We start from the raw sequence: 24,867 nt of genomic DNA, 5'->3' as shown, positions 1-24,867 counted from the left end.
CCGAGCCTATCGCGCCACGGCCGGGGCTCCGTACCGGATTACCGGGCGGCGCGTACGGAGTTGCGGGAAGCGATTGTACGCAGTGAACACGGTTCAGTACGCTCCGTGTCCCATGCGAGGTTCTCAGCCCCCGGATCCCTTCTCCGACGGCGATCCGCCCCTGGAACTGACCACGTTCGTCGGGCGCTCGGCCGAACTCGCCGAGCTGAGGGACGCGCTCGGCCGGGCGCGGCTGGTGACCGTGACCGGGGTCGGCGGTGTCGGCAAGTCCCGGCTGGCCGCGCGGGTCGCCACCGGGTGGGAGTCCGGGGCCGGGCGGGTCGAGCTGGCGCCGGTGCGCGATCCGCAGTTCGTGGAGTACGCGGTGGCGGAGGCGCTGGGGCTGACCGACCACACCGCCCGGCTGCCCCGGCAGACGCTGCTGGAGCATCTCGCCGGCCGTCCGGCCCTGCTGGTGCTGGACGGCTTCGAGCATCTGCTGGACGCCTGCGTGGAGTTGACGGCGGAGCTGCTGCGGAAGCTGCCGGAGCTGCGGGTGCTGGCCGTGGGCCGGCGTCCGCTGGGGCTGGCGGGCGAGCGGCTGTTCCCGCTGGCGCCGCTCGGCGAGGACGAGGCGGTGGAGCTGTTCACGGACCGGGCCCGGGAGCAGGGCCTGGATGTGTCCGACGGCCCCGGGGTGCGCGAGCTGTGCCGGCGGCTGGAGGGGATCCCGCTGGCGCTGGAGCTGGCGGCCGGGCGGCTGCGGGCGCTGTCCCCGGCGCAGCTGCTGCAGCGGCTGGACGACCGGTTCCGGCTGCTGACGACGGGCTCCGGCCCGCATTCCGTCCCGGGGGGACCCCCGGCGCGCCACCAGACGCTGCGCACCGCGATCGGCTGGAGCCACGAGCTGTGCACGCCCGCCGAGCGGCTGTTGTGGGCGCGGCTGTCGGTGTTCGCGCAGACCTTCGACCTGGAGGCGGCCGAGTACGTGTGCAGCGGGGACGGGCTGCCCGCCGAGGACGTCCTGGACGTGCTGTCGGAGCTGGTGGCCCAGTCGGTCGTGACCCGCGAGGAGAGCCCGGCCGGCCCGCGCTACCGGATGCTGGACACGGTCAGGGCCTACGGCGCCGAGTGGCTGGAGGGGATCGGGGACGCGGGCCGGCTGCGCAGACGGCACCGGGACTGGTACCTGGGCCTGGCGACCTGGTGCGAGCTGGACTGGTTCTCATCCCGGCAGGGCGAGGTCGCCGCTCGGGTCGAGGCGGAGCTGCCCAATCTGCGGGCGGCACTGGAGTGCTGTCTGACGGAGCCGGAGGAGGCGCATCTCGGCCAGTACCTCGCCGGGTCGCTGTGGTTCTGCTGGGTCGGCTGCGGGCGGCTCGCGGAGGGCCGCCGCTGGCTGGCGCGCAGCGTGGAACTGGAGTCGGCGTACGACCAGTCGCGGCTGAAGGCGCTGTGGGTGCTCGGCTATGTGGCCATCCTCCAGGGCGACACCGTGCCTGCGCTGACGGTGCTGCGCGAGTGCCGGGAGCAGGCCGAGCGGGTCGCGGATCCGACGGCGGTGGCGTACGCCGAGCACCGCACCGGCTGTCTGGCGCTGGTCACCGATGACATGGCCCGTGCAGAAACACTGCTGCGGTCGGCGCTGGACCGCTATCAGGAGATCGGCGAACTCAACAGCAATGTGCTGATGGGCCAGGTGGAGCTGGCGATGGCACGGGCCTTCCAGGGGGACCTGCCGGACGCGGTGCGGCTGTGCGAGGACGTGCGCCGGGTCTGCGAGGACCACGGGGAGCGCTGGGCCCGCAGTTACGCGCTGTACGTGCTGGCGTACGCGGCCTGGCAGGAGGGCGCCCTGGACGGCGCGCGGGAGCTGCTCGCGGACTGTCTGCGCAACGCCCACGCCTTCCACGACCTGCTGGGTTCCGTGCTGGTGCTGGAGTTGCTGGCACTGGTGACGGCCGCCCAGGGCGATCCGGCCGAGGCGGCGCTCCTGCAGGGTGCGGCGGGCCGGGTGTGGCCCTCCGTGGGGCTGCCCCTGTTCGGCTCGGCGTACTACAACGCCCCGCACGAACGCTGCGAGGCGCTCGCCCGGCAGGCGCTGGGGGACGCCGGCTACGAGGAGCGCGTGCGGGAGGGGGGCCTGCTGGACCGGGAGGCGGCCGTGAACCGGGCGCTGCGGCGGAACGCGGTACGTCCGCTGGGCGCGCTGCCGAGTCCACGGGGACCGGTGCCGCGGGGCGGCGGGGGCGCGCATCGCACCGAGGCGACCGGGCGCGCCGCCGACTCCGCGCGGGGTTCACACGCGCCGTAGGGCGTCGGGCCGTATCGACGTGCGGCTCCGCCGCGTGGCCGGGCCCTGCCCCTGCGGCCCGCGCTGTCCGGACGACCGCAGACGAAAAGACCCGCCGTCTCTCTCCCGGCAGGGCCGGGCGGAGAGACGGCGGGCTGAGGTGCTACGCCGGGGCTGGGGTCAGCGGGCGTAGTACTCGACGACGAGCTGCTCGTCGCAGATGACCGGAACTTCCTTGCGGTTCGGCTCGCGGTCCAGGCGGAACGCCAGGGCCTTGAGGTTCACCTGCAGGTAGCGCGGGGTCTCACCCTCGGGGGCGAAGCCACCCTCGCGGGCGATCTGGAAGAGCGTCTTGTCCTTGGAGCGGTCGCGGACCTGCACGACGTCGTCCGGGCGGACACGGAAGGACGGCTTGTCGACCTTCTGGCCGTTGACCTGGATGTGGCCGTGGACGACCATCTGACGGGCCTGGTAGATGGTGCGGGCGATGCCCGAACGCAGGACCAGGGCGTCGAGACGGCGCTCGAGCTCCACGATCAGGGCCTCACCGGTCTTGCCCTGAACCTTGGACGCGCGCTCGTAGGCGCGGACCAGCTGGCGCTCGGAGATGTCGTACTGCGCGCGCAGACGCTGCTTCTCCAGCAGACGGACCTTGTAGTCCGAGTTCTGCTTGCGGCCGCGGCCGTGCTCACCCGGCGGGTAGGGGCGGGCCTCGAAGTACTTGACGGCCTTCGGGGTCAGCGCGATGCCGAGGGCACGCGACTTCTTGACCTTGGGGCGGGACTGGTTCGCCACTGTCTCAATCTCTTTCGTAGTCTTCGGCTCGTCAGGGTTTAGGGAGGTCGCATCCGCAGCCGGGAAAACCCGCCGGGTCCTTGCGGGACCTGCCGGGCAGCCGTTTCCCTGGTCTGGGCACATACGTGCAGCACGCGAGTGGCCCACCGACCATCCCGGAGCTCCGGGTGGTGGTGGGCTGCCCGCGACACCTTCGACGGTGCGCGACGCTCCTGGAACCTCGTGTCCTTGCGGCCATGGGGTTCCGGCTGGTTGTCCCGCTCTGACAGCACGGGACTCAGCACTTCGGGCAAGTCTACAGGGCGCTCACGACCGCCTGCGACCGAGGTGCTTGCGGGTCCACTCCACCGCGTCCGCGTACCGCGCCTCGGTGCCGTGCCGGCCCGGGGTGTAGTACTCGCGGTCCTTCAGGGCGTCCGGGGCGTACTGCTGCTGGGCGATGCCCTCGGGCAGGTCGTGCGGGTACACATAGCCCTGGGCGTGGCCGAGCTTGGCGGCGCCCTTGTAGTGCCCGTCGCGCAGATGCGGCGGGACCGGGCCGGCGAGGCCCTTGCGTACGTCCTCCATGGCGGCGCCGATGGCGGTGGTCGCCGAGTTGGACTTGGGGGCGAGCGCGAGGGCGATGGTGGCGTGGCTGAGGGTGAGGGCGGCCTCGGGGAAGCCGATCATCGCGACGGCCTGGGCCGCGGCGACCGCGATCGGCAGGGCGCCCGGGTCGGCCAGGCCGATGTCCTCGCTGGCGGAGATCATCAGGCGGCGGGCGATGAACCGGGGGTCCTCGCCGGCCTCGATCATGCGGGCCAGGTAGTGCAGGGCGGCGTCGACGTCGGAGCCGCGGATGGACTTGATGAGGGCGCTGGCCACGTCGTAGTGCTGGTCGCCGTCGCGGTCGTACTTCACCGCCGCGCGGTCGACCGTCTGCTCCAGCGTCTGCAGGCTGATCTCGCTCTCGCCCTTGTCCAGGGCGGCCCCGGCGGCGGCCTCCAGGGCGGTCAGGGCCCGGCGGGCGTCGCCGCCGGCGATGCGTACCAGGTGCTCCTCGGTGTCCTCGGGGAGGATGACGGCGTCCTTCAGGCCGCGCTCGTCGGCCAGGGCGCGCCCCAGCAGGCCGCGGATGTCGCCGTCGGTGAGCGGTTCGAGAGTGAGCAGGAGCGAGCGGGACAGCAGGGGGGAGATCACCGAGAAGTACGGGTTCTCGGTGGTGGCCGCGATCAGGGTCACCCAGCGGTTCTCGACCGCCGGGAGCAGGGAGTCCTGCTGGGCCTTGCTGAAGCGGTGGATCTCGTCCAGGAAGAGGACGGTCTCCTTGCCGAAGCCGCCGGTGGCGCGGCGGGCGCCGTCGATGACCGCGCGGACCTCCTTGACGCCCGCGGTGATCGCGGACAGCTCCACGAACCGCTTGTTCGTCGCCTTGGAGACGACGTACGCCAGGGTGGTCTTGCCGGTGCCGGGCGGGCCCCAGAGGATCACCGAGGAGGGTCCGGCCGGGCCGCCGGAGCCCTCGCCGACCAGCCGGCGCAGCGGGGAGCCGGGCCCCAGCAGATGCTGCTGGCCCACGACCTCGTCGAGGGTGCGCGGGCGCATCCGAACCGCCAGGGGGCTGGCTGCCGGGTCCTTCTCCTGGCGTTCTTCTGCTGCGGCGGTGAAGAGGTCGGGTTCCACGTCCAAAACCCTAAATCACCGCACTGACAACGCGGCCGGGGCCGGGGCTCAGGCCCAGAGCTGGCTGCCCCAGCGGGTCAGGATCAGCATGGCGATGATGCCGCAGTGCGTGACCGGCACCACCCAGGTGAACTCGCCGAAGAAGGACTTCAGCCAGCGCGGGGCCGGCAGGAAGTCGTTGCGGACGTTGAACGAGGTCACGTACCAGAACATGGTGATCGTGGCGACCCAGGCCAGCGAGCACCACAGGCACAGGGCGTTGATCCGGTACAGGGACTCGAACTGCAGCCAGGTGACGAAGCAGACGCCGAAGAGCGTGCCGAAGTTGAAGGTCAGCCAGTACCAGCGCGGGAAGCGGGCGCTCGCCAGCAGGCTCATGCCGACGCAGATCACGATGCCGTAGCAGACCAGGCCGAGCCAGGGGTTCGGGAAGCCGAAGGCCGCCGCCTGCTTGCTCTCCATGACGCTGCCGCAGGACACGATCGGGTTGACGCTGCAGCCCGGCGTGAAGGTCTTCCCGGCGAGCTTCGCCTCGAGGATCTTGTTCTTGTCGAGCGTGATGACCCAGGCGGCCAGCAGTCCGGCCGCGCCGGTGATCACCATCAGCAGGGCGAAGGCACGGCTGCCGCCCACCGTGCGCGGGGCGTCGGCGGTACGTTCGGGACCCGACTCCGTGGAGACGTCGTTGACTGTCGTCTTGCTCATCACGCCGATTCCGTCACTTGAGAGTTGGACCATCTTCGGGCACGGCTCATTGTGCCGTACGCGCGTGTGTCTCCACCGTTCGGCGGACATAAGAAGGTACGCACGGTGGTCACGGATCGTTCGGTTCCGGCCGACGATCGAGGGCATGACAGCACAGGCGAACGAACTCGCGGTGTACGTCCGGGGGCTGCGCAAGCGGTACGGGGGCGTGACCGCGGTGGACGGGCTCGATCTCGGCATTCGGCACGGTGAGGTGTTCGGCCTGCTCGGGCCCAACGGCGCCGGCAAGAGCACCACGGTCGAGATCCTTCGGGGCAACCGGGACCGGGACGGGGCGAGGTGTCGGTCCTCGGCGCGGAACCGGCGACGCGCACACGCGCGTGGAGATCGCGTGTCGGAATCGTCCGGCAGGACGAATCGGCGCCCGCGGAGTTGACGGTGGGCGAGACGGTGCGGCACTTCGCCCGCTACTACCCGCGGCCGCGCGATCCCGAGGAGATCGTCCGCCTGGTCGGCCTCGAGGCGAAGAGGGACTGCCGGCTCAAGGCGCTCTCCGGCGGCCGGCGGCGCCGCCTCGACGTGGCGCTCGGGGTGATCGGCGGCCCCGAGCTGCTGCTCCTGGACGAGCCGGTCGCCGGCTTCGACCCGGCCGCCCGGCGCCGGTTCCGGGAGTTGATCCGGCTGCTCGCCGGCGAGGGCACGACGATCCTGCTCACCCCGCACCACCTGGAGGAGGCCGAAACCCTCGCGGACCGGCTCGCGATCGCCGCCGAGGGACGGGTCGTCGCCGGGGGCACACACGACGAGCTGCGCACCACGTCGGGCACACCGGGATCACCGCCTCCCAGCTGTACGTACCCGCGATGACGGCCTCCGGGATCATGCCGACGAGTTTCCGGTCGCTCGGCATCTCGATCGCGGTCGAACGGGACGAGATGGTGCCGCGGCGGCTGCGCGGCACCCCGATGCCGCCCGCGGCCTGCTTCTGGGCAAGATCTGGCTGGTTCTGTCCACCGCCGCCCTGGAGACCGCGATCCCGCCGGCCGCCGGCACGGCGTTCTACGACGTCCGTCTGCCGTCCGACCCAGGGCGCTGGTTCGACTTCGCGTGGATCTTCGTGCCGGGCCTCACCGCGTGCGCGCTGCTCGGCATCGCGATCAGCTCGGTGCCGAAGTCGGCGAAGAGCGCGAGCTCCGTGGTCGTCCTGCCCTTCCTGGTGCTCCAGTTCCTGTCCGGGGTCTACACCGCCGTCGACACCATTCCCGGCTGGATGCTCGACATCGGCGCCCTGTTCCCGCTGAAGTGGCTCTGCCAGGGCCTGCGGGGCGTGTTCCTGCCCGCCTCGGCGAAGGTCCTGGAACAGGCGCACGCCTGGGAGTTCGGGCGGATCGCGCTGGTGCTGGGCGCGTGGCGCGTCGGAGGATCGGCGCTGTGCCTGCTGACCTTCCGGTGGAAGAACCGGTGCGAGGGGTGACGGGCGACCGCGCCCGCGGAGCGCACGCCTGGGACCGTTCGCTCGTACGGGCACGGGAACAGTGAGAGGGCGCCGGACATACCCGGCGCCCTCTTGTCGTCGCTGAACTCAGCCCAGGCGGGACTCCAGTTCCGCCACGATCTCGTTCACACCGATCGCCGTCTGCTCGCCGGACTCCATGTCCTTCAGCTGGACGACGCCCTCGGCGAGGTCGCGCTCGCCGGCCACGACCGCGTACCGCGCCCCGCTGCGGTTGGCGTTCTTCATGGCGCCCTTCAGGCCCTTGCCGCCGTAGGAGAAGTCCGCCGAGATACCGACCTTGCGCAGCTCGGTGATCTTCGCGAACAGCACCCGGCGGGCCTCCTCGCCGAGGGGGACGGCGTACACCGACGTCGTGGACGGGAGGTCCAGCTCCACGCCCTCCGCCTCCAGGGCGAGCACCGTGCGGTCGACGCCGAGGGCCCAGCCGACCGACGGCAGCGCGGGGCCGCCGATCATCTCGGACAGGCCGTCGTAGCGGCCGCCGCCGCCCACCGCCGACTGCGAGCCCAGACCGTCGTGCACGAACTCGAAGGTGGTGCGGGTGTAGTAGTCCAGGCCGCGGACCAGCTTCGGGTCGTCCTCGAACGAGACCCCCGCCGCCGTGATCAGCTCACGGACCTCCTCGTGGTACGCCTTGCAGGCGTCGCACAGGTAGTCGCGCAGCAGCGGGGCGCCGGTCAGCTGCTTCTGCACCGACTCGCGCTTGTCGTCGAGGACCCGCAGCGGGTTGATGTCGACGCGCCGGCGGGTGTCCTCGTCCAGGTCGAGGCCGCGCAGGAACTCCTGCAGCGCGGCCCGGTACACCGGACGGCACTCCTTGTCGCCGAGGCTGTTCAGCAGGATCCGGAAGTCACGCAGCCCCAGCGAGCGGTACGCCTGGTCCGCCAGGATGATCAGCTCGGCGTCCAGCGCCGGGTCCTCCGCACCGATGGCCTCGGCGCCGACCTGGGAGAAGTGCCTGTAGCGGCCCGCCTGCGGCTGCTCGTAGCGGTAGTACGAGCCCGAGTACCAGAGCTTGACCGGGAGGTTGCCCTGCCGGTGCAGATTGGCCTCCAGAGCCGCGCGCAGGACGGAGGCCGTGCCCTCGGGGCGCAGGGCCAGCTTGTCGCCGCCCTTGGTCTCGAAGGCGTACATCTCCTTGGTCACGATGTCGGTGGACTCTCCCACGCCGCGCGCGAACAGCTCGACGTTCTCGAATCCGGGGGTCTCGATGTAGCCGTAGCCGGAGTTGCGCAGCGGGGTCGCGATCGCCTCGCGAACGGCGAGGAACTTCGCGGAACGGGGCGGGATCAGGTCGTAGGTGCCCTTGGGGGCCTGGAAGGTACTCACGAAAAGCTCTCTCGTCACATTCCTCGTCGGGGAGCCTGAGAGGCTCCCAGGCCGGCGGCCACCTGCCGCAGATACGGGTTGGTGGCGCGCTCCTGGCCGATGGTCGTCTGGGAACCGTGACCGGACAGCACCACGGTGGAGTCGTCGAGCGGCAGGCACACGCGGGCCAGCGACTCGAGCATGTCCTCCATGGATCCGCCCGGCAGGTCGGTGCGTCCGATGGAGCCGGCGAACAGCAGATCCCCGGAGAAGAAAACCGACGGGATGTCGGCGGTCTCGGGCATCCGGAAGGTCACCGACCCCTTGGTATGGCCCGGCGCGTGCGCGACGGAGAACTCCAGACCGGCCAGTTCGAGGGTGGTGCCGTTCGTCAGCTCGCGGACGTCGTCCGGCTCCCCCACGGTCAGCTCGCCCATCAGGGGCGTTCCGACGGACAGGCCGAGCGCCTTCCCGGGGTCGCTCATCATGTAGCGGTCCTCGGGGTGGATCCAGGCCGGCACGTCGTGCGCGCCGCAGACCGGGACGACCGAGGCCACGTGATCGATGTGCCCGTGGGTGAGGACGACGGCGACGGGCTTGAGCCGATGCTTCTTCAGTGCTTCCTCGACGCCTTCGGCGGCCTGGTGGCCGGGGTCGATGATCACGCACTCCTCACCGGCGGCGGGGGCGACGAGATAACAGTTCGTCCCCCAGGCCCCGGCGGGGAACCCGGCAATGAGCACGATCGTCCTTCGTTGTGTCGATACGGGTGGCCACAAGCTGTGGTCCTGAGCCTACCGGCGCTGCCGTTTCCTCAGCGAACCCATATACCGTACGGGGCTACACACAGCGGTCGGCTCACGAGCACGCACGCGTACCGGTCGACACACGACACGCATGAGGAGAGAACCCGGTGGTCAGCCAGGAGCAGCGGCGGCGTCAGCTCGCCCGGGAGAAGTTCTTGCGGCAGCAGCAGCGGCGTACGCAGGCGCGCCGCAAGGCCCGCTTGCGCAACTCCGTGATCGCGTCGGTACTGGGCGTGGTCGTGATCGGCAGTGTCGTGCTGTACACGACCGATGTGCTGAAGGGCGACGGCAAGAAGACCAACACCGCCGCCGACGTCAAGCCCAGCACCACGCCGACCAGCAAGGCCCCGGACCCGTGCGCGAAGCCGGCGGCCGGCTCGGTGAAGAAGCTGAGCTGGAAGAAGGAGCCGGCGATGACGATCGACACGTCGGCGAAGTACTCGATGAAGCTCGCCACGACGTGCGGTGACATCGACATCGCGCTGAAGACGGCGGCGGCTCCGCACACGGTGAACTCGTTCGACTTCCTGGCGGGCCAGGGCTATCTCGACCACACCAAGTGCCACCGGCTGACCACGACCGGCATCTATGTGCTCCAGTGCGGCGACCCGCAGGGCACCGGCATGGGCGGGCCGGGCTACACGCTCCCGGACGAGAACCTGAAGGACAAGAGCCTGAAGGGCAACACGTACCCGGCGGGCACGGTGGCGATGGCCAACACCGGTCAGAAGCACACCGGCGGCAGCCAGTTCTTCCTGGTCTACAAGGACAGCCCGCTGCCGCCCAGCTACACGCCGTTCGGCACGGTGTCGGACGCGGGCATGAAGGTGCTGCAGAAGATCGCCGCCGCGGGTGCCCAGGCTGCCGATCCGACCTCGGGCAACACCGCTCCCAACGCCACCGTGGTGATCAACAAGGCTACGGTGACGAAGTCCTGACAGCGACCTGCAGCCCAAGACGGCCATCTGCGGAATTTCGGTCGCGCTGGATGCGGACAGGCAACCCGCTGGTCGCCTATGTTGGCCGTGACGAAACTGTGGACGATGCCGGGGGTGCCGAGGCCCCCCGCAGGCATCATGTGGAGGAGGCGCTGTGAGCAGCGACCCGTGGGGCCGCGTCGACGAGACGGGGACCGTGTACGTGCGTACGGCCGACGGCGAGCAGGTCGTCGGTTCCTGGGCGGCCGGCTCCCCCGAGGAGGCGTTGGCCTACTTCGAGCGCAAGTACGAGGGCCTGGTTGTCGAGATCGGCCTCCTCGAGAAGCGAGTACAGACCACCGACCTGTCGGCGAAGGACGCCATGGCCGCGATCGACCACCTGCGGGAGCAGGTGGACGCGCACCACGCGGTCGGCGATCTGGACGCGCTGCGCAAGCGGCTGGACAAGCTGGTGGAGACCGTCGAGGCACGCCGCGAGGAGCGCAAGCAGCAGCGGGCCAAGCAGTCCGACGAGGCCCGCAGGGCCAAGGAGGACCTGGTCACCGAGGCGGAGCAGCTGGCGCAGTCCGACCAGTGGCGGGCGGCCGGTGAGCGGCTGCGGGCGCTGGTGGACACCTGGAAGGGTCTGCCGCGCCTGGACCGCAAGTCGGACGACGAGCTGTGGCACCGCTTCTCGCACGCCCGGTCGGCGTTCTCCAAGCGGCGCAAGGCGCACTTCGCGCAGCTGGACGCGCAGCGCGAGGAGGCACGCCGGACCAAGGAGCGGCTGGTCGCCGAGGCCGAGGCGCTGTCCGGTTCGACGGACTGGGGCCCGACGGCGGCCCGCTACCGCGAGCTGATGGCGCAGTGGAAGGCCGCGGGCCGCGCCCAGCGCGAGCACGAGGACGACCTGTGGAACCGCTTCCGGGGCGCCCAGGACGTGTTCTTCGCCGCTCGCAGCTCGGTGTTCGCCGAGCGGGACGCGGAGCAGTCGGAGAACCTGAAGCTGAAGGAGGAGCTGGCCGGGGAGGCCGAGAAGCTCCTGCCGATCGGCGATCTGAAGTCCGCGCGGGCCGCCTTCCGCTCGATCAACGAGCGCTGGGAGGCCATCGGCCACGTCCCGCGGGACGCGCGTCCCAAGGTCGAGGGCCGGATGCACGCGGTGGAGCGGGCGATCCAGGAGGCCGAGGAGGCCGAGTGGCGCCGGACGAACCCGGAGGCACGCGCGCGTGCCGAGGGTCTGACCGGTCAGCTGCAGGCCGCCGTGGACAAGCTGAGGGCGCAGATCGAGCAGGCCCGCGCCCAGGGCAATGCCTCCAAGGCCGACAAGCTGGAGCGCGAGCTGGAGGGCCGCCAGGCTCTGCTGGACCAGGCTCTGAAGGGCCTCCAGGAGTTCGGCGGCTAGCAGCTAGCTGAAGATGGTGCGGTTCTGGCCCCGGTCCGTCTGGACCGGGGCCAGTTGCGTTGATCGCGGTGGCCTCTGCCGACGCGTGGCTACGACCGGGTGCGTCCCGAGGTCACGCGGTAGACGTCGTACACGCCCTCCACGCCCCGTACGGCCTTCAGGACGTGGCCGAGGTGCTTGGGGTCGCCCATCTCGAAGGTGAACCGGGAGGTGGCCACCCGGTCGCGGGAGGTCTGGACGGCCGCCGAGAGGATGTTGACGTGCTGGTCGGACAGGACACGGGTGACGTCCGACAGCAGGCGGGAGCGGTCCAGCGCCTCGACCTGGATCGCGACCAGGAAGACCGAGGACTGGGTCGGCGCCCACTCGACGTCGAGGATCCGCTCCGGCTCACGGGACAGCGACTCGACGTTCAGGCAGTCGCTGCGGTGAACCGATACGCCGCTGCCGCGCGTGACGAACCCGATAATCGGGTCTCCCGGTACGGGCGTGCAGCAGCGGGCCAGCTTGACCCACACGTCGTCGACGCCCTTGACCACGACACCCGGGTCGGCACTGGAGCGGCGTTTGCGGCCGCGGCTGCGGGACGGCGGGACCGTCTCGTCGATCTCCTCGGTGGCGGCTTCCTCGCCGCCCAGGGCCTGGACGAGCTTCTGCACGATGTTCTGCGCGGAGACATGCCCCTCGCCGATCGCCGCGTAGAGCGCGGAGATGTCCGAGTAGCGCATCTCGTGGGCGAGCGTGACGAGGGAGTCGCCGGTGAGGATGCGCTGGATCGGCAGGTTCTGCTTGCGCATCGCCCGGACGATCGCGTCCTTGCCCTGCTCGATCGCCTCGTCCCGGCGCTCCTTGGAGAACCAGGCCCGGATCTTGTTGCGGGCACGCGGGGACTTGACGAAGCCGAGCCAGTCGCGGGACGGTCCGGCGCCGGGTGCCTTGGAGGTGAAGACCTCCACCAAGTCGCCGTTGTCCAGCGTGGATTCGAGCGGTACGAGCCTGCCGTTGACCCGCGCTCCTATGGTGCGGTGGCCGACCTCGGTGTGGACGGCGTACGCGAAGTCCACGGGCGTGGCCCCGGCGGGCAGGGCGATGACATCGCCCTTGGGGGTGAAGACGAAGACCTCGTTGCGCGACAGGTCGAAGCGCAGGGACTCCAGGAACTCGCCCGGGTCCTCGGTCTCCTTCTGCCAGTCCAGCAGCTGCCGCAGCCACGCCATGTCGTTGATGGCGTCCTTGTCCTTCGCGGACGTCCTGGGCGCGTCCGTACGGACCTTGGAGGTGCCGGCGACGGCCTCCTGCTTGTACTTCCAGTGCGCGGCGATGCCGTACTCGGCGCGGCGGTGCATGTCGAAGGTGCGGATCTGCAGCTCGACCGGCTTGCCGTTGGGGCCGATGACCGTCGTGTGCAGCGACTGGTACATGTTGAACTTGGGCATCGCGATGTAGTCCTTGAACCGGCCGGGGACCGGGTTCCATCGCGCGTGCACGGTGCCGAGGGCGGCGTAACAGTCGCGGACGGTGTCGACGAGGACGCGGATGCCCACCAGGTCGTAGATCTCGGCGAAGTCGCGGCCCCGCACGATCATCTTCTGGTAGACGCTGTAGTAGTGCTTCGGGCGGCCGGTGACGGTCGCCTTGATCCGAGCGGCCCTCAGATCGGCCTGGACCTCGTCGGTCACTATGGCCAGGTACTCGTCACGCTTCGGCGCCCTTTCGGCCACCAGCCGTACGATCTCGTCGTACATCTTGGGGTAGAGGATCGCGAACGCGAGATCCTCCAGCTCCCACTTGATGGTGTTCATGCCGAGGCGGTGGGCGAGCGGCGCGTAGATCTCGAGGGTCTCGCGCGCCTTCTTCTCCTGCTTCTCGCGCTTGAGGTAGCGCATGGTGCGCATGTTGTGCAGGCGGTCGGCGAGCTTGATGACCAGGACGCGCGGGTCCTTGGCCATCGCCACGACCATCTTGCGCACGGTCTCGGCCTGCGCGGCCTCGCCGAACTTGACCTTGTCCAGCTTGGTGACGCCGTCGACGAGCAGGGCGACCGTGTCGCCGAAGTCGCGGCGCAGCTGCTCGAGGCCGTACTCGGTGTCCTCGACGGTGTCGTGCAGCAGCCCCGCCATGAGCGTGGCCGGATCCATGCCCAGCTCGGCGAGGATCGTGGTCACGGCGAGCGGGTGCGTGATGTACGGGTCGCCGCTCTTGCGCTTCTGCCCGCGGTGCCAGCGCTCGGCGACCTGATAGGCGCGCTCGATCTGGCGGAGCGTCGAGTTCTCGATCTTCGGATCATTGCTGCGCACTATCCGCAGTAGTGGCTCGAGAACCGGGTTGTAGGGGTTGGCGCGCTGCACGCCGAGGCGGGCCAGACGGGCGCGGACGCGGTTGGAGGAGCCGGTGCGGCCCGGCTGGACGACGGGCGGTCGCACCACGGGCGGCTGGGCCGGGCGCTCGGTCGGGGCCGGCTTGGGACGTGAGGCCTCGGCAGCCTTCTCGACGGGCGCGGACTGGGCGTGCTCGATCGGCCCGCGGGTGTCGTTCTTCGCGTTGGACACGTGTGGCGCGGGCTTCGCCGCGGCGGCCGAGGCGGACTCGGGCTTTGCGGCGGTCAGGTGCTGGGCCTCGTCTGGCAAGAGGGCTCCTCGTGCGCGATCCGGGTCCCCCGGTCAGGCTCCGGAGACCCCATGGTAGCGATCCTGCGGCTGGTCATCGCCTTCAGGCGGAAGTGAGGACCGTCTACCTGTGCAACGCAGGGGGTCACCGCTGGATTCCGGGAGGTGGATTCCGGGTGGTTGCGGGGCGTGCGGGGGGTGTCCCGACGGTGACCCCGGCTGCGCCTTCGGCCGGTTCTGGTTCCGTTTCCCACCCGCACCACCTGTGCGGCTTTCGTCCCTGGTGGGGCACATTCTCCGCCTTCGGCTGCGGTAGGGGCGGGCCGGAAACCCGACGACGGCCCGCCGGGGTCAGGGGCCTGACGGCGGCCGGACCGGTGCGGCTTTCGTCGCCTCGTGCGGGTGGCCCTGGGTGGAGCGCCTTCGTGGTCGGCGGCCGACGGGGACAGCGGCCGCTGGCAGCCGGAGCGCGCGGCTTTCGTCGCCTCGTGCGGGTGGCCCTGGATGGAGCGCCTTCGTGGTCGGCGGCCGACGGGGACAGCGGCCGCTGGCAGCCGGAGCGTGCGGCTTGCGCCACCGGATGCGGGGCCCCGGATGGAGCGCCTTCCACGGAGGCGGCTGTCGAAGGCAGCGCCCGGGCAACCAGACCTGCGCCGATTACATCACCGAACGCCATGACCCCGAGAGGAACACCACCACCGCCGACGACCACCGGGGACAACGGCCGCCGGCAGCCCGACCTGCGCCGATTACACCACCGAACACGGTGGCCCCGAGGGAACGCCATCGCCCTAGGCGGCCGACGGGGACAGCGGCCCGGTGACAGGCGGACCGGGCGGCTTGCGCCACCGGATGCGGGGCCCCGGATGGAGCGCCTTCCACGGAGGCGGCTGGTGGCGGACGGCTGTCGTCCGTTGAGGTCCGAGGGTGGTGGATGGTGGCTGCCCGGGCGGGGGTGTTCGGGAGCCGGGTGCGGACCGCAAGGGGGTTCTGGCTGGTGGTCGGCCAGGTGCCCGCGGCCGTCGGCGGCGGGCACCGCCCCGCAGGGGCCGCCCGCACCCGGCGACGAGAGCCGCGGGAGAAAAGCACAAAGCGGCCCACGGCGGAGCCGAGGCCGCTTGTGCGTCGTCAGGATCAGACCTGAAGCAGTGCCTCCAGCGGGGCCCCGCCCAGCGCCAGCTCCAGCCGGACCCGGCCGCCCAGGAAGCCCAGTTCCATCAGCACCGCCAGCCCGGAGACCTCGGCGCCGGCGCGCTCGATCAGCTGGATCGCGGCCTCGGCCGTACCGCCCGTGGCGAGGACGTCGTCCACGATCAGCACCCGGTCACCGCTGGCCAGGTCCTCCGCGTGCACCTCGATCTCGGCCGAGCCGTACTCCAGGTCGTAGGCCTGGCGCAGCGTCGCTCCGGGGAGCTTGCCCGCCTTGCGGACCGGGATGAAGCCGAGGCCCGCGCGGACGGCGACCGGGGCGCCCAGGATGAAGCCCCGGGCCTCCAGGCCGACGATCTTCGTCGCGCCGGTGTTCGCGGCGATCTCGGCCAGCGCGTCGGTGAGCGCCGTGAACGCGGCCGGGTCCGCCAGGAGCGGGGTGATGTCCTTGAACATCACGCCCGGCTCCGGGTAGTCGGCGACGTCCCGGATGCGGCTGAGCAGCAGTTCCCTGATGTCGGTCATCGGCGCTTCCCGGAAGGCCTGCCACGGCCCCGGCTGCGGGACGCGGGCTGGTTACGGGGGCCCACGACGGCGGGGGCCGCATCGGCGGAGTCGTCGGCGACGGCGCGCTCCGCGGCGAGGTCCTCCTCGGCGGAGGCCTGGGCGCGCTTGGCCAGGACCCGCTTGGTGAGGGCCTTCATCGCCGGCTCGCGCTCCTTGAGGTCGGCGACGAGCGGCGTGGCGATGAAGATCGAGGAGTACGCACCGGCAGCGAGGCCGACGAACAGCGACAGGGAGATGTCGTTCAGCGTGCCGGCGCCGAGGAAGCCGCCGCCGATGAACAGCAGGCCCGCCACCGGCAGCAGCGCCACCACGGTGGTGTTGATCGAACGGACCAGGGTGCCGTTGATCGACATGTTGGCGATGTCGCTGTAGGTGAAGCGGGTCTGCTTGGTGATGTCCTTGGTCTGCTCCTTGAGGCTGTCGAAGACGACGACCGTGTCGTAGAGCGAGTAACCGAGGATCGTCAGCAGACCGATGACCGTACCGGGCGTGACCTCGAAGCCGACGAGGGCGTAGATACCGGTGGTGATGGTGATGTCGTGGATCAGCGCGACCAGGGCCGCGACGGCCATGCGCCACTCGAAGGCGATGGCCAGGTAGATCACCACGAGCACCATGAAGATGCCGAGACCCTCCCAGGCCTTGTTGGCGATCTGCTGGCCCCAGCTCGGGCCGACCAGGTCGGCGGCGAGCTTCTCGGGGTTGAGGTTCAGGTCCTTGGCCAGTTCCTGCTTGATCTTGTCGGACTGGCCGGTGTCGATGCCGGCGATCTGGATGCGCAGGCTGCCGTTGCCGAGCTTCTGCACGATCGCCTCATGGCCGGAGGCGTCCTTGGCGTAGGTCTCCGCCTGGGTCACCGAGGCGCTCATGTGGGTCGGCGTGGTGAAGACCGCGCCGCCCTTGAACTCGATGCCCATGTTCAGCCCGCGCACCGCCAGGCCGAGGATGGCCGTGATGGTGATCAGGATGGAGACGCCGTACCAGATCTTGCGCTTGCCGACGAAGTCGTACGAGATCTCGCCGCGGTGGAGTCGAGCGCCGAGGTTGCCGAGTTTCGACATCTCAGGCCTCCTTCGGGTCGACAGAGCCGGCGGCGGGGCCGGCGGGACGGCGGGTGCGGCGCAGCGGCGGCTTGGCACCCAGGCTCTTCGGGTCGAGGCCGGACCACTTGTGGCCGCTCGCGAAGAACTTGCGGCGGGCGAGGAGCGTCATCAGCGGCTTGGTGAACAGGAAGACGACGACGACGTCGAGCACGGTGGTCAGGCCGAGGGTGAACGCGAAGCCCTGGACCTTGCCGACGGTCACGATGAACAGGACGGCGGCGGCGAGGAAGGACACGAAGTCGGAGACCAGGATGGTGCGCCGGGCTCGCGGCCAGGCCCGCTCGACGGCGGGTCGCAGCGAGCGGCCCTCGCGGATCTCGTCCCGGATGCGTTCGAAGTACACGATGAACGAGTCCGCGGTGATACCGATGGCGACGATGGCACCGCAGACGGCCGGCAGGTTCAGCGCGAAGCCGATGGCCGGGCCGAGCAGCGACATGATCACGTAGGTCAGGATCGCAGAGACCAGCAGCGAGGCCATGGCGACAAGCGACAGGCCGCGGTAGTAGACCACCAGATAGAGCACGACGAGCGCGAGGCCGATCGCGCCGGCGAGCAGACCTGCGTGCAGCTGCTCGCCGCCGAGGGCGGCGGTGACGGTGGTGACCGACTGCTCCTGGAAGGACAGCGGCAGGGCGCCGTACGACAGCATGTTGGCGAGGCTCTGGGCGTCCTGCTGGGTGAAGCTGCCGGAGATCTCGGCCTGGCCGCCGGTGATGGCCTGCTGCACGAACGGGCTGGAGACGACCTCGCCGTCCAGGACGATGCCGAACTCGTTCTGCGGGGACTGGTTCTTCGCCAGCTGGCCGGTGATGTCGGCGAACTTCTTGGCGCCGCTGTTGCTGAAGGTCATCTGGACCTGCCAGCCGGAGGCGCCCTGGGTGTCGAAGACGGCCTGCGCCTTCTTCACCTCGGTGCCGTCGACGGCCGCCGGGCCGAGCACGTACTTGTACCAGACCTTCCGGATCTGGCCGCAGGCGATCGTGGGCTCGCCGGGCTTCGCGGCGCCGCCGACCTTGGCCCGCTCGGCGGGCTTGGAGCAGTCCAGGGCGGCGTACTGGGCCTGGAGCTTGGCGGCGGTGGTGGCGGCGCTGGAGGAGGCCGAGGGGGTGGCCGACGGCTTGGAGCTGCCGGAGGCGGAGGTGCTCGGCGAGGGCGTGGAGCCGGCCTTCAGCGCGTCGGTGACGGCGCGGCCCTGGGAGGTCGCCGAGGCCGTGGGGGACGCGGTGGAGGACGAGGACGCCTTCTGCTTGGAGGAGGCGCTGCTGGAGGGGCTCGTGCTCGGGTTCGGCGAGGAGCTGCCGCTCGGGGACGCGCTCGGCGACGGGCTCTGCGTGGAGCCGCCGCTGGGCTCGCTGGCCAGCACCGGGCGGAAGTACAGCTTGGCGGTGGTGCCGACCTGCTGCTGGGCTTCCTTGGAATTGGTGCCCCTGGGGATGTTGACGATGATGTTGTCGGTCCCCTGGGTCTGCACCTCCGCCTCGGAGACGCCGAGGCCGTTGACGCGGCGGTTCATGATGTCGACCGCGGTGTCCATGTTGGCCTTGTTGATCGCGGACCCCTGGTCGGCCTTCGCCTTGAGCGTGATGCTCGTACCACCGGCGAGGTCGATGCCGAGACGCGGAGTGGTGTTCCCGGAGAGGAACATGCCTCCGGTCAGCGCCACGATGGCGATCAGGATGAGGGCCAGCGAGCGCCCTGGCTTGCTCTGGGCACTCGCGCTCCGGCCCCTCTTAGGTGCTGCCACCTTCTCGTACTCCCTCTCGGGCCGGCCCGCGCGGTCGGCGCGGTCGGCCATGACATGGTGTCGGGCTGTTCCGTTCGGGAAACAGACGCGCCCGGTGGTGCGGGGCGGGATCATGCCGCGCGGCGCACCACCGGGGCGTGACTACTTCGCGTCGGAGTCGCCGTCGGTCTTCTTCGGCTCGTCCTCCGCCTTGGCCTCGGCGGCCTCGGCCGTGTCGGTGCCGTCCTCGTCGGCGTCCTTCTTACCGAGGTCGACGGCCTTGTCGTCGGAGGCGGCGGCAGCGGGCGAGTCGGACTCGTCGGGCTCGGTGAGGGAGGAGGCGTCGTCCGGGACGATGTCGGCGTCGGACTTCAGGTCGTGCTCGACGCCGTGGACGATGCGGTTGTACTCGTCGTCGGTGAGGACGGCGCCGATCGCGTTCTTGGCGAAGAGGAGCTCGACGCCCGGGCCGGCGTCGAGAAGGACCGTGTCCTCGTTGACCTCCTTGACCGTCGCGTACATCCCCCCGATGGTGCGGACACCGGAGCCGGGCTGCATCTCGTTCCGCATGGTGGCGGCCTGCTGCTGCTTCTTCTTGGCCGAGCGTGTCATCAGGAACATGGCCGCGATGAGCACGATGAAGGGGAGAAGGGTAAAGGCATTCACGGGACGGGGTTTCCTTCGCGCGACCGCGACGGGAAGCGGCCTATGGGATGGGGGTGTGGGTCGGCGCCGCCCGCAAGGGCGGCATCGGCGGAGTCTAAGCGAGTCCGCGCGCATGGAACAACGCTCAGCATGGCACCTGAGTTCCTGCCCGGGCCAATGCCCTCGCCGTCACTCGTACATCATCGCGCCCTCAGGTCCCGAACAGGTCCTGTTGTCCGTTTCCCCCGGTCGTCCCGCCGCTCGCCGAGGGGGGCGGGGTCAGGCCGAGGTGCGCCCAGGCGGCCGGTGTGGCGACCCGGCCGCGCGGGGTGCGGGCCAGCAGTCCCTCCCGGACGAGGAACGGTTCGGCGACCTCCTCGACGGTCTCCCGCTCCTCCCCCACCGCGACGGCCAGCGTGGACAGGCCGACCGGGCCGCCGCCGAACAGCTTCAGCAGGGCCTGCAGGACGGCGCGGTCGAGACGGTCGAGGCCACGCGCGTCGACCTCGTAGACGGCAAGGGCCGCCTCGGCGATGTCACGGGTGATCAGGCCGTCCGCCTTGACCTGCGCATAGTCGCGGACGCGGCGCAGCAGGCGGTTGGCAATGCGGGGCGTGCCCCGGGATCGGCCGGCGATCTCGGCGGCGCCGTCCGGCTCGATCTCGACGTCCAGCAGGCTCGCCGAGCGGTGTACGACACGCTCCAGCTCGTGCGGCTCGTAGAACTCCATGTGCGCGGTGAAGCCGAAGCGGTCGCGCAGCGGGGGCGGCAGCAGGCCCGCGCGCGTGGTGGCGCCGACCAGGGTGAACGGCGGCAGCTCCAGCGGGATCGCGGTGGCGCCGGGGCCCTTGCCGACGATGACGTCGACGCGGAAGTCCTCCATCGCCATGTACAGCATCTCCTCGGCGGGCCGGGACATGCGGTGGATCTCGTCGAGGAAGAGGACCTCGCCCTCCTGGAGGGAGGACAGGATCGCGGCGAGGTCGCCGGCGTGCTGGATGGCGGGACCGGAGGTGATGCGGATGGGGGCGCCCATCTCGGCGGCGATGATCATGGACAGGGTGGTCTTGCCGAGGCCGGGTGCGCCGGAGAGCAGCACATGGTCGGCGGTGGCGCCCCGCGCGCGTGCCGCCCGCAGGACGAGGTCGAGCTGTTCGCGGACCTTCTCCTGGCCGATGAACTCGCCGAGGTCCTTGGGGCGCAGGGCGGCCTCTACGGCCTGGTCCTCCCCGTCGGCGGACGCACCGACGAGCCGCTCGGGGGCGGGGGTGTCGGTCGTGTCGTCCCAGTTCATGTGGTGTGCCTCGATCGTCGTGGGTCAGCGGGCGCGGTTCGGCGGGCCGGGTTCGCGTGGGGTCAGCGGGCGCGGTTCAGGGTCTGCAGGGCGGCCCTCAGCAGCTGTCCGACCTGCGGGGTGCCGCCGGCGGCCTCTGCCTGGGGCGCCACCGCGGTGACGGCCTCGTCGGCCTCGCGGGTGGCGTAGCCGAGGCCGATGAGGGCCGCGTGCAGCTGGTCGCGCCAGCCCTGGGTGACCGGGGCGCCGACCACGGGCGCGCCGACGGGCTCGCCGAGCCGGTCCTTCAGCTCCAGCAGCAGCTTCTGGGCGCCCTTCTTGCCGATGCCGGGGACGGCGGTGAGGGCCTTCTCGTCACCGGTGGCGACGGCGCGGCGCAGGGCGTCCGGGGTGTGTACCGCGAGCATGGCCTGGGCCAGGCGCGGGCCGACTCCGCTCGCGGTCTGCAGCAGCTCGAAGACCTGGCGCTCGTCGTCGTCGGCGAAGCCGTACAGGGTCAGCGAGTCCTCGCGGACCACGAGCGAGGTGTGCAGCTTGGCGGGCCGGCCGATGCGGAGCGTGGACAGCGTGTTCGGCGTGCACTGGACGGCCATGCCCACGCCGCCGACCTCGACGACCGCGGCGTCCGGGGCGAGCGCGGCGACCGTGCCGCTGACGAAGGCGATCATGCCGTACGGCCTTTCGTTGCGTTGACTGTGTGGCGGGCGACCGCCTGCTGGAGCCGGTTCTGGGCGGGGGCGCGCCAGATGTGGCAGATGGCGAGCGCGAGGGCGTCGGCGGCGTCGGCCGGCCTGGGCGGTGCCGACAGCCGGAGCAGCCGGGTCACCATGGCCCCGACCTGCGCCTTCTCGGCACGGCCGCTGCCGGTGACGGCGGCCTTGACCTCGCTGGGGGTGTGCAGGGCGACCGGGATGCCGCGGCGGGCGGCGCACAGCATGGCCACGGCGCTGGCCTGGGCGGTGCCCATCACCGTGCGCACGTTGTGCTGGCTGAAGACACGCTCGACGGCGACGCACTCGGGCCGGTGCTCGTCCAGCCACTGCTCCAGGCCCTGCTCGACGGCGAGGAGGCGGTGGCTGAGATCGGCGTCCACGGGCGTGCGTACGACACCGACGCCGAGCATGGTGAGCGGGCGGCCCGCGACGCCTTCGACGACGCCGACACCACACCGGGTCAGTCCCGGGTCCACCCCCATCACCCGCACCGGGCCCCTCCTTCGCCGACTCGTTCGTCCCCCGGCCACCGCTGGGCGCTACCCCCAGTTCGTGCAGGCTATCGGGTGCCACTGACAATGACGGCGGGCCGGTGGGACGTGTCCCACCGGCCCGCCGGAAATCCGCTGAACCCGCGCGGCGTTACGCGTCGACCTTCTCCATGATCTCGTCGCTCACGTCGAAGTTGGCGAAGACGTTCTGCACGTCGTCGCTGTCCTCGAGTGCGTCGATCAGCTTGAAGATCTTCTTGGCGCCCTCCTCGTCCAGCTCGACCTGCATGGTCGGGACGAAGTTGGCCTCGGCGGACTCGTAGTCGATGCCCGCCTCCTGGAGGGCGGTGCGGACCGCGACCAGGTCGGTGGCCTCGCTGATGACCTCGAAGTTCTCGCCGAGGTCGTTGACTTCCTCGGCACCGGCGTCCAGGACGGCGCCGAGCACGTCGTCCTCGGTCAGCTCGCCCTTGGGGACGATGACCACGCCCTTGCGGTTGAACAGGTACGACACCGAGCCCGGGTCGGCCATGGAGCCGCCGTTGCGGGTCATGGCCACGCGGACGTCGGAGGCGGCGCGGTTGCGGTTGTCGGTGAGGCACTCGATGAGCACGGCGACGCCGTTCGGGCCGTAACCCTCGTACATGATCGTCTCGTAGTCGGCGCCGCCGGCCTCGAGACCGCCACCACGCTTGATCGCGGAGTCGATGTTCTTGTTCGGCACCGACTGCTTCTTGGCCTTCTGGACGGCGTCGTAGAGCGTCGGGTTGCCGTCGAGGTCGACGCCGCCCATGCGGGCCGCGACCTCGATGTTCTTGATCAGCTTCGCGAAGAGCTTGCCGCGCTTGGCATCGATCACGGCCTTCTTGTGCTTCGTCGTGGCCCATTTAGAGTGGCCGGACATCTGCCTGTCTCCTTCGCGTAACCAATCTCTGTACGAACGTCAGAGATCCTACAAGGACTCCGGCGCCCGGTTGGCGCGCACCATGTCGACGAACAGGGAGTGCACGCGGTGGTCGCCGGTCAGTTCCGGGTGGAACGACGTGGCGAGCACGTTGCCCTGACGGACGGCGACGATGTGGCCGTCGTGCTCGGCGAGCACCTCGGCCCCGGCGCCCACGGACTCCACCCAGGGGGCGCGGATGAAGACGCCCTCCACAGGATCGCCCGCGACGCCCTTCACGTCGACCGCGGCCTCGAACGACTCGTTCTGCCGCCCGAAGGCGTTGCGGCGCACGATCATGTCGATGCCGCCGATGGTCTCCTGGCCCGAGCGCGGGTCGAGGATCTTGTCGGCGAGCATGATCATGCCCGCGCAGGTGCCGTAGACGGGCATGCCGTCGGCCACGCGCGCGCGAAGGGGCTCCATCACGCCGAAGAGGATGGCCAGCTTGGAGATGGTGGTGGACTCGCCGCCGGGCAGGACGAGGCCGTCGACCTCGGCGAGTTCCTCGGGGCGCCGCACCGGCCTGGCCACGGCGTCGGCCGCGGCCAGGGCGATGAGGTGCTCCCGTACGTCGCCCTGGAGGGCCAGGACGCCTATCACGGGTGCGTCAGTCATGTGTTTCGTGCAGTCCTCTGGAGGTGGGAATTACCAGCCGCGGTTCGCGTAGCGCTCGGACTCGGGGAGGATGTCGCAGTTGATGCCGACCATGGCCTCGCCCAGGTTGCGGGACGCGTCCGCGATGATCTTCGGGTCGTCGTAGAAGGTGGTGGCCTTCACGATGGCGGCGGCGCGCTTGGCCGGGTCGCCGGACTTGAAGATGCCCGAGCCGACGAACACGCCCTCGGCGCCGAGCTGGCGCATCAGGGCCGCGTCGGCCGGGGTGGCCACGCCGCCGGCGGAGAAGAGGACCACGGGGAGCTTGCCCAGCTCGGCGACCTCCTTGACCAGCTCGTACGGGGCGCGCAGCTCCTTGGCGGCGGCGTACAACTCGTGGTTGTCGAAGCCGCGCAGCTTGGCGATCTCGTTCTTGATCTGGCGCAGGTGGCGGACGGCCTCCACGACGTTGCCGGTGCCGGCCTCGCCCTTGGAGCGGATCATCGCGGCACCCTCGGCGATGCGGCGCAGGGCCTCGCCCAGGTTGGTGGCACCGCACACGAACGGGGTGGTGAAGGCCCACTTGTCGGAGTGGTTGACCTCGTCGGCCGGGGTGAGGACCTCGGACTCGTCGATGTAGTCGACGCCGAGGGCCTGCAGCACCTGGGCCTCGACGAAGTGGCCGATGCGGGACTTGGCCATGACGGGGATCGAGACGGCGTTGATGATGCCCTCGATCATGTCCGGGTCGGACATGCGGGCCACGCCGCCGTCCTTGCGGATGTCGGCCGGGACCCGCTCCAGGGCCATGACCGCGACGGCGCCCGCGTCCTCGGCGATCTTCGCCTGCTCCGGCGTGACGACGTCCATGATCACGCCGCCCTTGAGCTGCTCGGCCATGCCACGCTTCACGCGCGCGGTGCCGGTCTCGGGAGCCTGGTTCTCGATGGTGGACACGGGTGACCTCACTGAAGTGAAAGAGGGTTTCTCTGCAGCATCGAGGAAACGTGAGTGGACCAGGCCACAGCAAGGGCCAATGGCAAGCCGGTGGATCCTTTTCGTGCAGCGAGGAGTTCTCCCGGGGTTCAGGCGGCCCGCTCCACCAGGGCCGCGGGGGGCTCGTCGTCCATCTCGAAGGCCAGGGGGAACGGGGCGTGGCCGGCCAGCCGGAACCAGCGGACCTTGCGGTGCTCGCGGAGCCTGCGTGCGGCTCCTACGGCGTCGTTGTGGAAGCGGCGGGCCATGGGGACCCTGCGGACGGCCTCGGCCAGCTCATGGGCCGCCTCCTCCCCTCCTGGGGCCTCCCGTACGGCCTCCACCTGGGCCGGATCCTCGAAGACCGCGCGCAGCGCCTGGCTCAGCTCGCTCTCGGCGACCTCCCGCTGCTCCTCCTCGGCCTGCCGGGCGGCGTGCGCGGCCTCGTACAGCACGATCGAGGCGGCCGGGTCCAGCACGCCCGAGGTGGCCAGTTCCTGGGCCACGGAGGCCCGGCGCAGCAGCTGCGCGTCGAGCGCGGCCCGCGCGGCGTCCATCCGCACGTGCAGCCGGTCCAGCCGCCCGGCCGTCCAGCTCAGGTACACGCCGATCGCGACGACTGCGACGAGGATCCAGATGAGGGTTGCGGTCACGCCGGAAGGCTATCGGCTG

The 24,867-nt window shown here is 70.7% G+C and carries 20 protein-coding genes and 2 pseudogenes; 5 read left to right on the top strand and 17 right to left on the bottom strand.

Going from position 1 to position 24,867, the window contains the following annotated elements; all coding sequences use genetic code 11:
- Positions 1 to 112: 112 nt before the first annotated feature.
- Positions 113 to 2,293: an ATP-binding protein gene (locus tag LMU33_RS08805; RefSeq protein WP_228618886.1), complete on the top strand. Its 2,181-nt coding sequence runs from the start codon at positions 113 to 115 to the stop codon at positions 2,291 to 2,293.
- A gap of 159 nt (positions 2,294 to 2,452) precedes the next feature.
- Here the strand turns inward: LMU33_RS08805 and rpsD are convergent, their stop codons facing one another.
- The 3 genes from rpsD to LMU33_RS08790 form a co-directional block, all read right to left on the bottom strand.
- A complete protein-coding gene (gene rpsD / locus LMU33_RS08800; protein ID WP_228618885.1) occupies positions 2,453 to 3,067 on the bottom strand; it encodes a 30S ribosomal protein S4 in 615 nt (204 codons plus the stop codon).
- A gap of 306 nt (positions 3,068 to 3,373) precedes the next feature.
- On the bottom strand, positions 3,374 to 4,729 hold the full coding sequence (locus LMU33_RS08795; protein ID WP_228618883.1) for a replication-associated recombination protein A: 1,356 nt from the start codon (positions 4,727 to 4,729) through the stop codon (positions 3,374 to 3,376).
- Positions 4,730 to 4,777: 48 nt separating this feature from the next.
- Positions 4,778 to 5,434 carry a vitamin K epoxide reductase family protein gene (locus LMU33_RS08790; RefSeq protein ID WP_228618881.1) on the bottom strand — a complete coding sequence of 219 codons (657 nt, stop codon included), beginning with the start codon at positions 5,432 to 5,434 and terminating at the stop codon, positions 4,778 to 4,780.
- A gap of 145 nt (positions 5,435 to 5,579) precedes the next feature.
- Here LMU33_RS08790 and LMU33_RS08785 point away from each other — a divergent pair.
- Together LMU33_RS08785 and LMU33_RS08780 are read left to right on the top strand one after the other, a co-directional pair.
- Positions 5,580 to 6,262 (top strand): annotated as a pseudogene (locus LMU33_RS08785) (ABC transporter ATP-binding protein); the annotation flags it as partial.
- A 2-nt stretch (positions 6,263 to 6,264) separates the two neighbouring features.
- Positions 6,265 to 6,908: pseudogene (locus LMU33_RS08780) on the top strand (ABC transporter permease); the annotation flags it as partial.
- A gap of 108 nt (positions 6,909 to 7,016) precedes the next feature.
- On the opposite strand, the gene hisS reads toward LMU33_RS08780, so the two are convergent.
- Both hisS and LMU33_RS08770 read right to left on the bottom strand, forming a co-directional pair.
- Positions 7,017 to 8,279 carry a histidine--tRNA ligase gene (gene hisS, locus LMU33_RS08775; RefSeq protein WP_228618880.1) on the bottom strand — a complete coding sequence of 421 codons (1,263 nt, stop codon included), beginning with the start codon at positions 8,277 to 8,279 and terminating at the stop codon, positions 7,017 to 7,019.
- A gap of 14 nt (positions 8,280 to 8,293) precedes the next feature.
- Positions 8,294 to 9,001, bottom strand: coding sequence for an MBL fold metallo-hydrolase (locus LMU33_RS08770; RefSeq protein ID WP_228618878.1), 708 nt, complete (start codon positions 8,999 to 9,001; stop codon positions 8,294 to 8,296).
- Positions 9,002 to 9,171: 170 nt separating this feature from the next.
- Between LMU33_RS08770 and LMU33_RS08765 the strand changes: the two genes are divergently transcribed.
- Complete coding sequence (locus LMU33_RS08765) at positions 9,172 to 10,002, top strand: peptidylprolyl isomerase (RefSeq protein WP_228618876.1); 831 nt, start codon at positions 9,172 to 9,174, stop codon at positions 10,000 to 10,002.
- A gap of 154 nt (positions 10,003 to 10,156) precedes the next feature.
- The gene (locus LMU33_RS08760; RefSeq protein WP_228618874.1) at positions 10,157 to 11,386 is read left to right on the top strand and encodes a DUF349 domain-containing protein; all 1,230 of its coding nucleotides are present in this window, start codon (positions 10,157 to 10,159) and stop codon (positions 11,384 to 11,386) included.
- Positions 11,387 to 11,475: 89 nt separating this feature from the next.
- Here LMU33_RS08760 and LMU33_RS08755 read toward each other — a convergent pair whose 3' ends face one another.
- From LMU33_RS08755 to LMU33_RS08700, 12 genes are all read right to left on the bottom strand, one after another.
- Positions 11,476 to 14,013, bottom strand: coding sequence for a RelA/SpoT family protein (locus tag LMU33_RS08755; protein WP_228618873.1), 2,538 nt, complete (start codon positions 14,011 to 14,013; stop codon positions 11,476 to 11,478).
- Positions 14,014 to 15,126: 1,113 nt separating this feature from the next.
- On the bottom strand, positions 15,127 to 15,666 hold the full coding sequence (locus tag LMU33_RS08750) for an adenine phosphoribosyltransferase (protein ID WP_228618871.1): 540 nt from the start codon (positions 15,664 to 15,666) through the stop codon (positions 15,127 to 15,129).
- Positions 15,663 to 16,769, bottom strand: coding sequence for a protein translocase subunit SecF (secF, locus tag LMU33_RS08745; RefSeq protein WP_228618870.1), 1,107 nt, complete (start codon positions 16,767 to 16,769; stop codon positions 15,663 to 15,665). Before secF ends, LMU33_RS08750 begins: the two co-directional genes overlap by 4 nt.
- Before the next feature lies 1 nt (position 16,770).
- The gene (secD, locus tag LMU33_RS08740) at positions 16,771 to 18,558 is read right to left on the bottom strand and encodes a protein translocase subunit SecD (protein WP_228619088.1); all 1,788 of its coding nucleotides are present in this window, start codon (positions 18,556 to 18,558) and stop codon (positions 16,771 to 16,773) included.
- 141 nt (positions 18,559 to 18,699) lie between these two features.
- Positions 18,700 to 19,203 (bottom strand): preprotein translocase subunit YajC, encoded by a 504-nt coding sequence (yajC, locus tag LMU33_RS08735; RefSeq protein ID WP_228618868.1) that lies wholly within the window; start codon positions 19,201 to 19,203, stop codon positions 18,700 to 18,702.
- A 190-nt stretch (positions 19,204 to 19,393) separates the two neighbouring features.
- Complete coding sequence (ruvB, locus tag LMU33_RS08730) at positions 19,394 to 20,476, bottom strand: Holliday junction branch migration DNA helicase RuvB (protein ID WP_228618866.1); 1,083 nt, start codon at positions 20,474 to 20,476, stop codon at positions 19,394 to 19,396.
- A 62-nt stretch (positions 20,477 to 20,538) separates the two neighbouring features.
- Positions 20,539 to 21,144 carry a Holliday junction branch migration protein RuvA gene (ruvA, locus tag LMU33_RS08725; protein WP_228618865.1) on the bottom strand — a complete coding sequence of 202 codons (606 nt, stop codon included), beginning with the start codon at positions 21,142 to 21,144 and terminating at the stop codon, positions 20,539 to 20,541.
- Positions 21,141 to 21,680 carry a crossover junction endodeoxyribonuclease RuvC gene (ruvC, locus tag LMU33_RS08720; protein ID WP_228618863.1) on the bottom strand — a complete coding sequence of 180 codons (540 nt, stop codon included), beginning with the start codon at positions 21,678 to 21,680 and terminating at the stop codon, positions 21,141 to 21,143. The genes ruvA and ruvC overlap by 4 nt, the downstream gene beginning before the upstream one ends.
- Positions 21,681 to 21,831: 151 nt before the next feature.
- Complete coding sequence (locus LMU33_RS08715; RefSeq protein WP_228618861.1) at positions 21,832 to 22,584, bottom strand: YebC/PmpR family DNA-binding transcriptional regulator; 753 nt, start codon at positions 22,582 to 22,584, stop codon at positions 21,832 to 21,834.
- 48 nt (positions 22,585 to 22,632) lie between these two features.
- Entirely contained in the window at positions 22,633 to 23,241 is a 609-nt protein-coding gene (gene pdxT / locus LMU33_RS08710) for a pyridoxal 5'-phosphate synthase glutaminase subunit PdxT (RefSeq protein WP_228618860.1), read from the bottom strand.
- A 30-nt stretch (positions 23,242 to 23,271) separates the two neighbouring features.
- Positions 23,272 to 24,177: a pyridoxal 5'-phosphate synthase lyase subunit PdxS gene (gene pdxS, locus LMU33_RS08705; protein ID WP_228618858.1), complete on the bottom strand. Its 906-nt coding sequence runs from the start codon at positions 24,175 to 24,177 to the stop codon at positions 23,272 to 23,274.
- A gap of 128 nt (positions 24,178 to 24,305) precedes the next feature.
- The gene (locus LMU33_RS08700) at positions 24,306 to 24,848 is read right to left on the bottom strand and encodes a LemA family protein (RefSeq protein ID WP_228618856.1); all 543 of its coding nucleotides are present in this window, start codon (positions 24,846 to 24,848) and stop codon (positions 24,306 to 24,308) included.
- Between the last annotated feature and the right edge of the window lie 19 nt (positions 24,849 to 24,867).

The sequence above is a fragment of the Streptomyces barringtoniae genome (assembly GCF_020819595.1).
Taxonomy (GTDB): Bacteria; Actinomycetota; Actinomycetes; order Streptomycetales; family Streptomycetaceae; genus Streptomyces; species Streptomyces barringtoniae.
The sequence above is the reverse complement of the archived record's forward strand: the minus strand, read 5'-3'. Positions and strand labels throughout refer to the sequence as shown.

What these genes read in the sequence shown, in the direction of transcription:
- LMU33_RS08805 (WP_228618886.1), top strand. Translation starts at nt 113, where the DNA reads ATGCGAGGTTCTCAGCCCCCGGATCCCTTCTCCGACGGCGATCCGCCC.
- LMU33_RS08790 (WP_228618881.1), bottom strand. Translation starts at nt 5,434, where the DNA reads ATGAGCAAGACGACAGTCAACGACGTCTCCACGGAGTCGGGTCCCGAA.
- LMU33_RS08750 (WP_228618871.1), bottom strand. Translation starts at nt 15,666, where the DNA reads ATGACCGACATCAGGGAACTGCTGCTCAGCCGCATCCGGGACGTCGCC.
- secF (WP_228618870.1), bottom strand. Translation starts at nt 16,769, where the DNA reads ATGTCGAAACTCGGCAACCTCGGCGCTCGACTCCACCGCGGCGAGATC.
- ruvB (WP_228618866.1), bottom strand. Translation starts at nt 20,476, where the DNA reads ATGAACTGGGACGACACGACCGACACCCCCGCCCCCGAGCGGCTCGTC.
- ruvA (WP_228618865.1), bottom strand. Translation starts at nt 21,144, where the DNA reads ATGATCGCCTTCGTCAGCGGCACGGTCGCCGCGCTCGCCCCGGACGCC.
- LMU33_RS08715 (WP_228618861.1), bottom strand. Translation starts at nt 22,584, where the DNA reads ATGTCCGGCCACTCTAAATGGGCCACGACGAAGCACAAGAAGGCCGTG.
- pdxT (WP_228618860.1), bottom strand. Translation starts at nt 23,241, where the DNA reads ATGACTGACGCACCCGTGATAGGCGTCCTGGCCCTCCAGGGCGACGTA.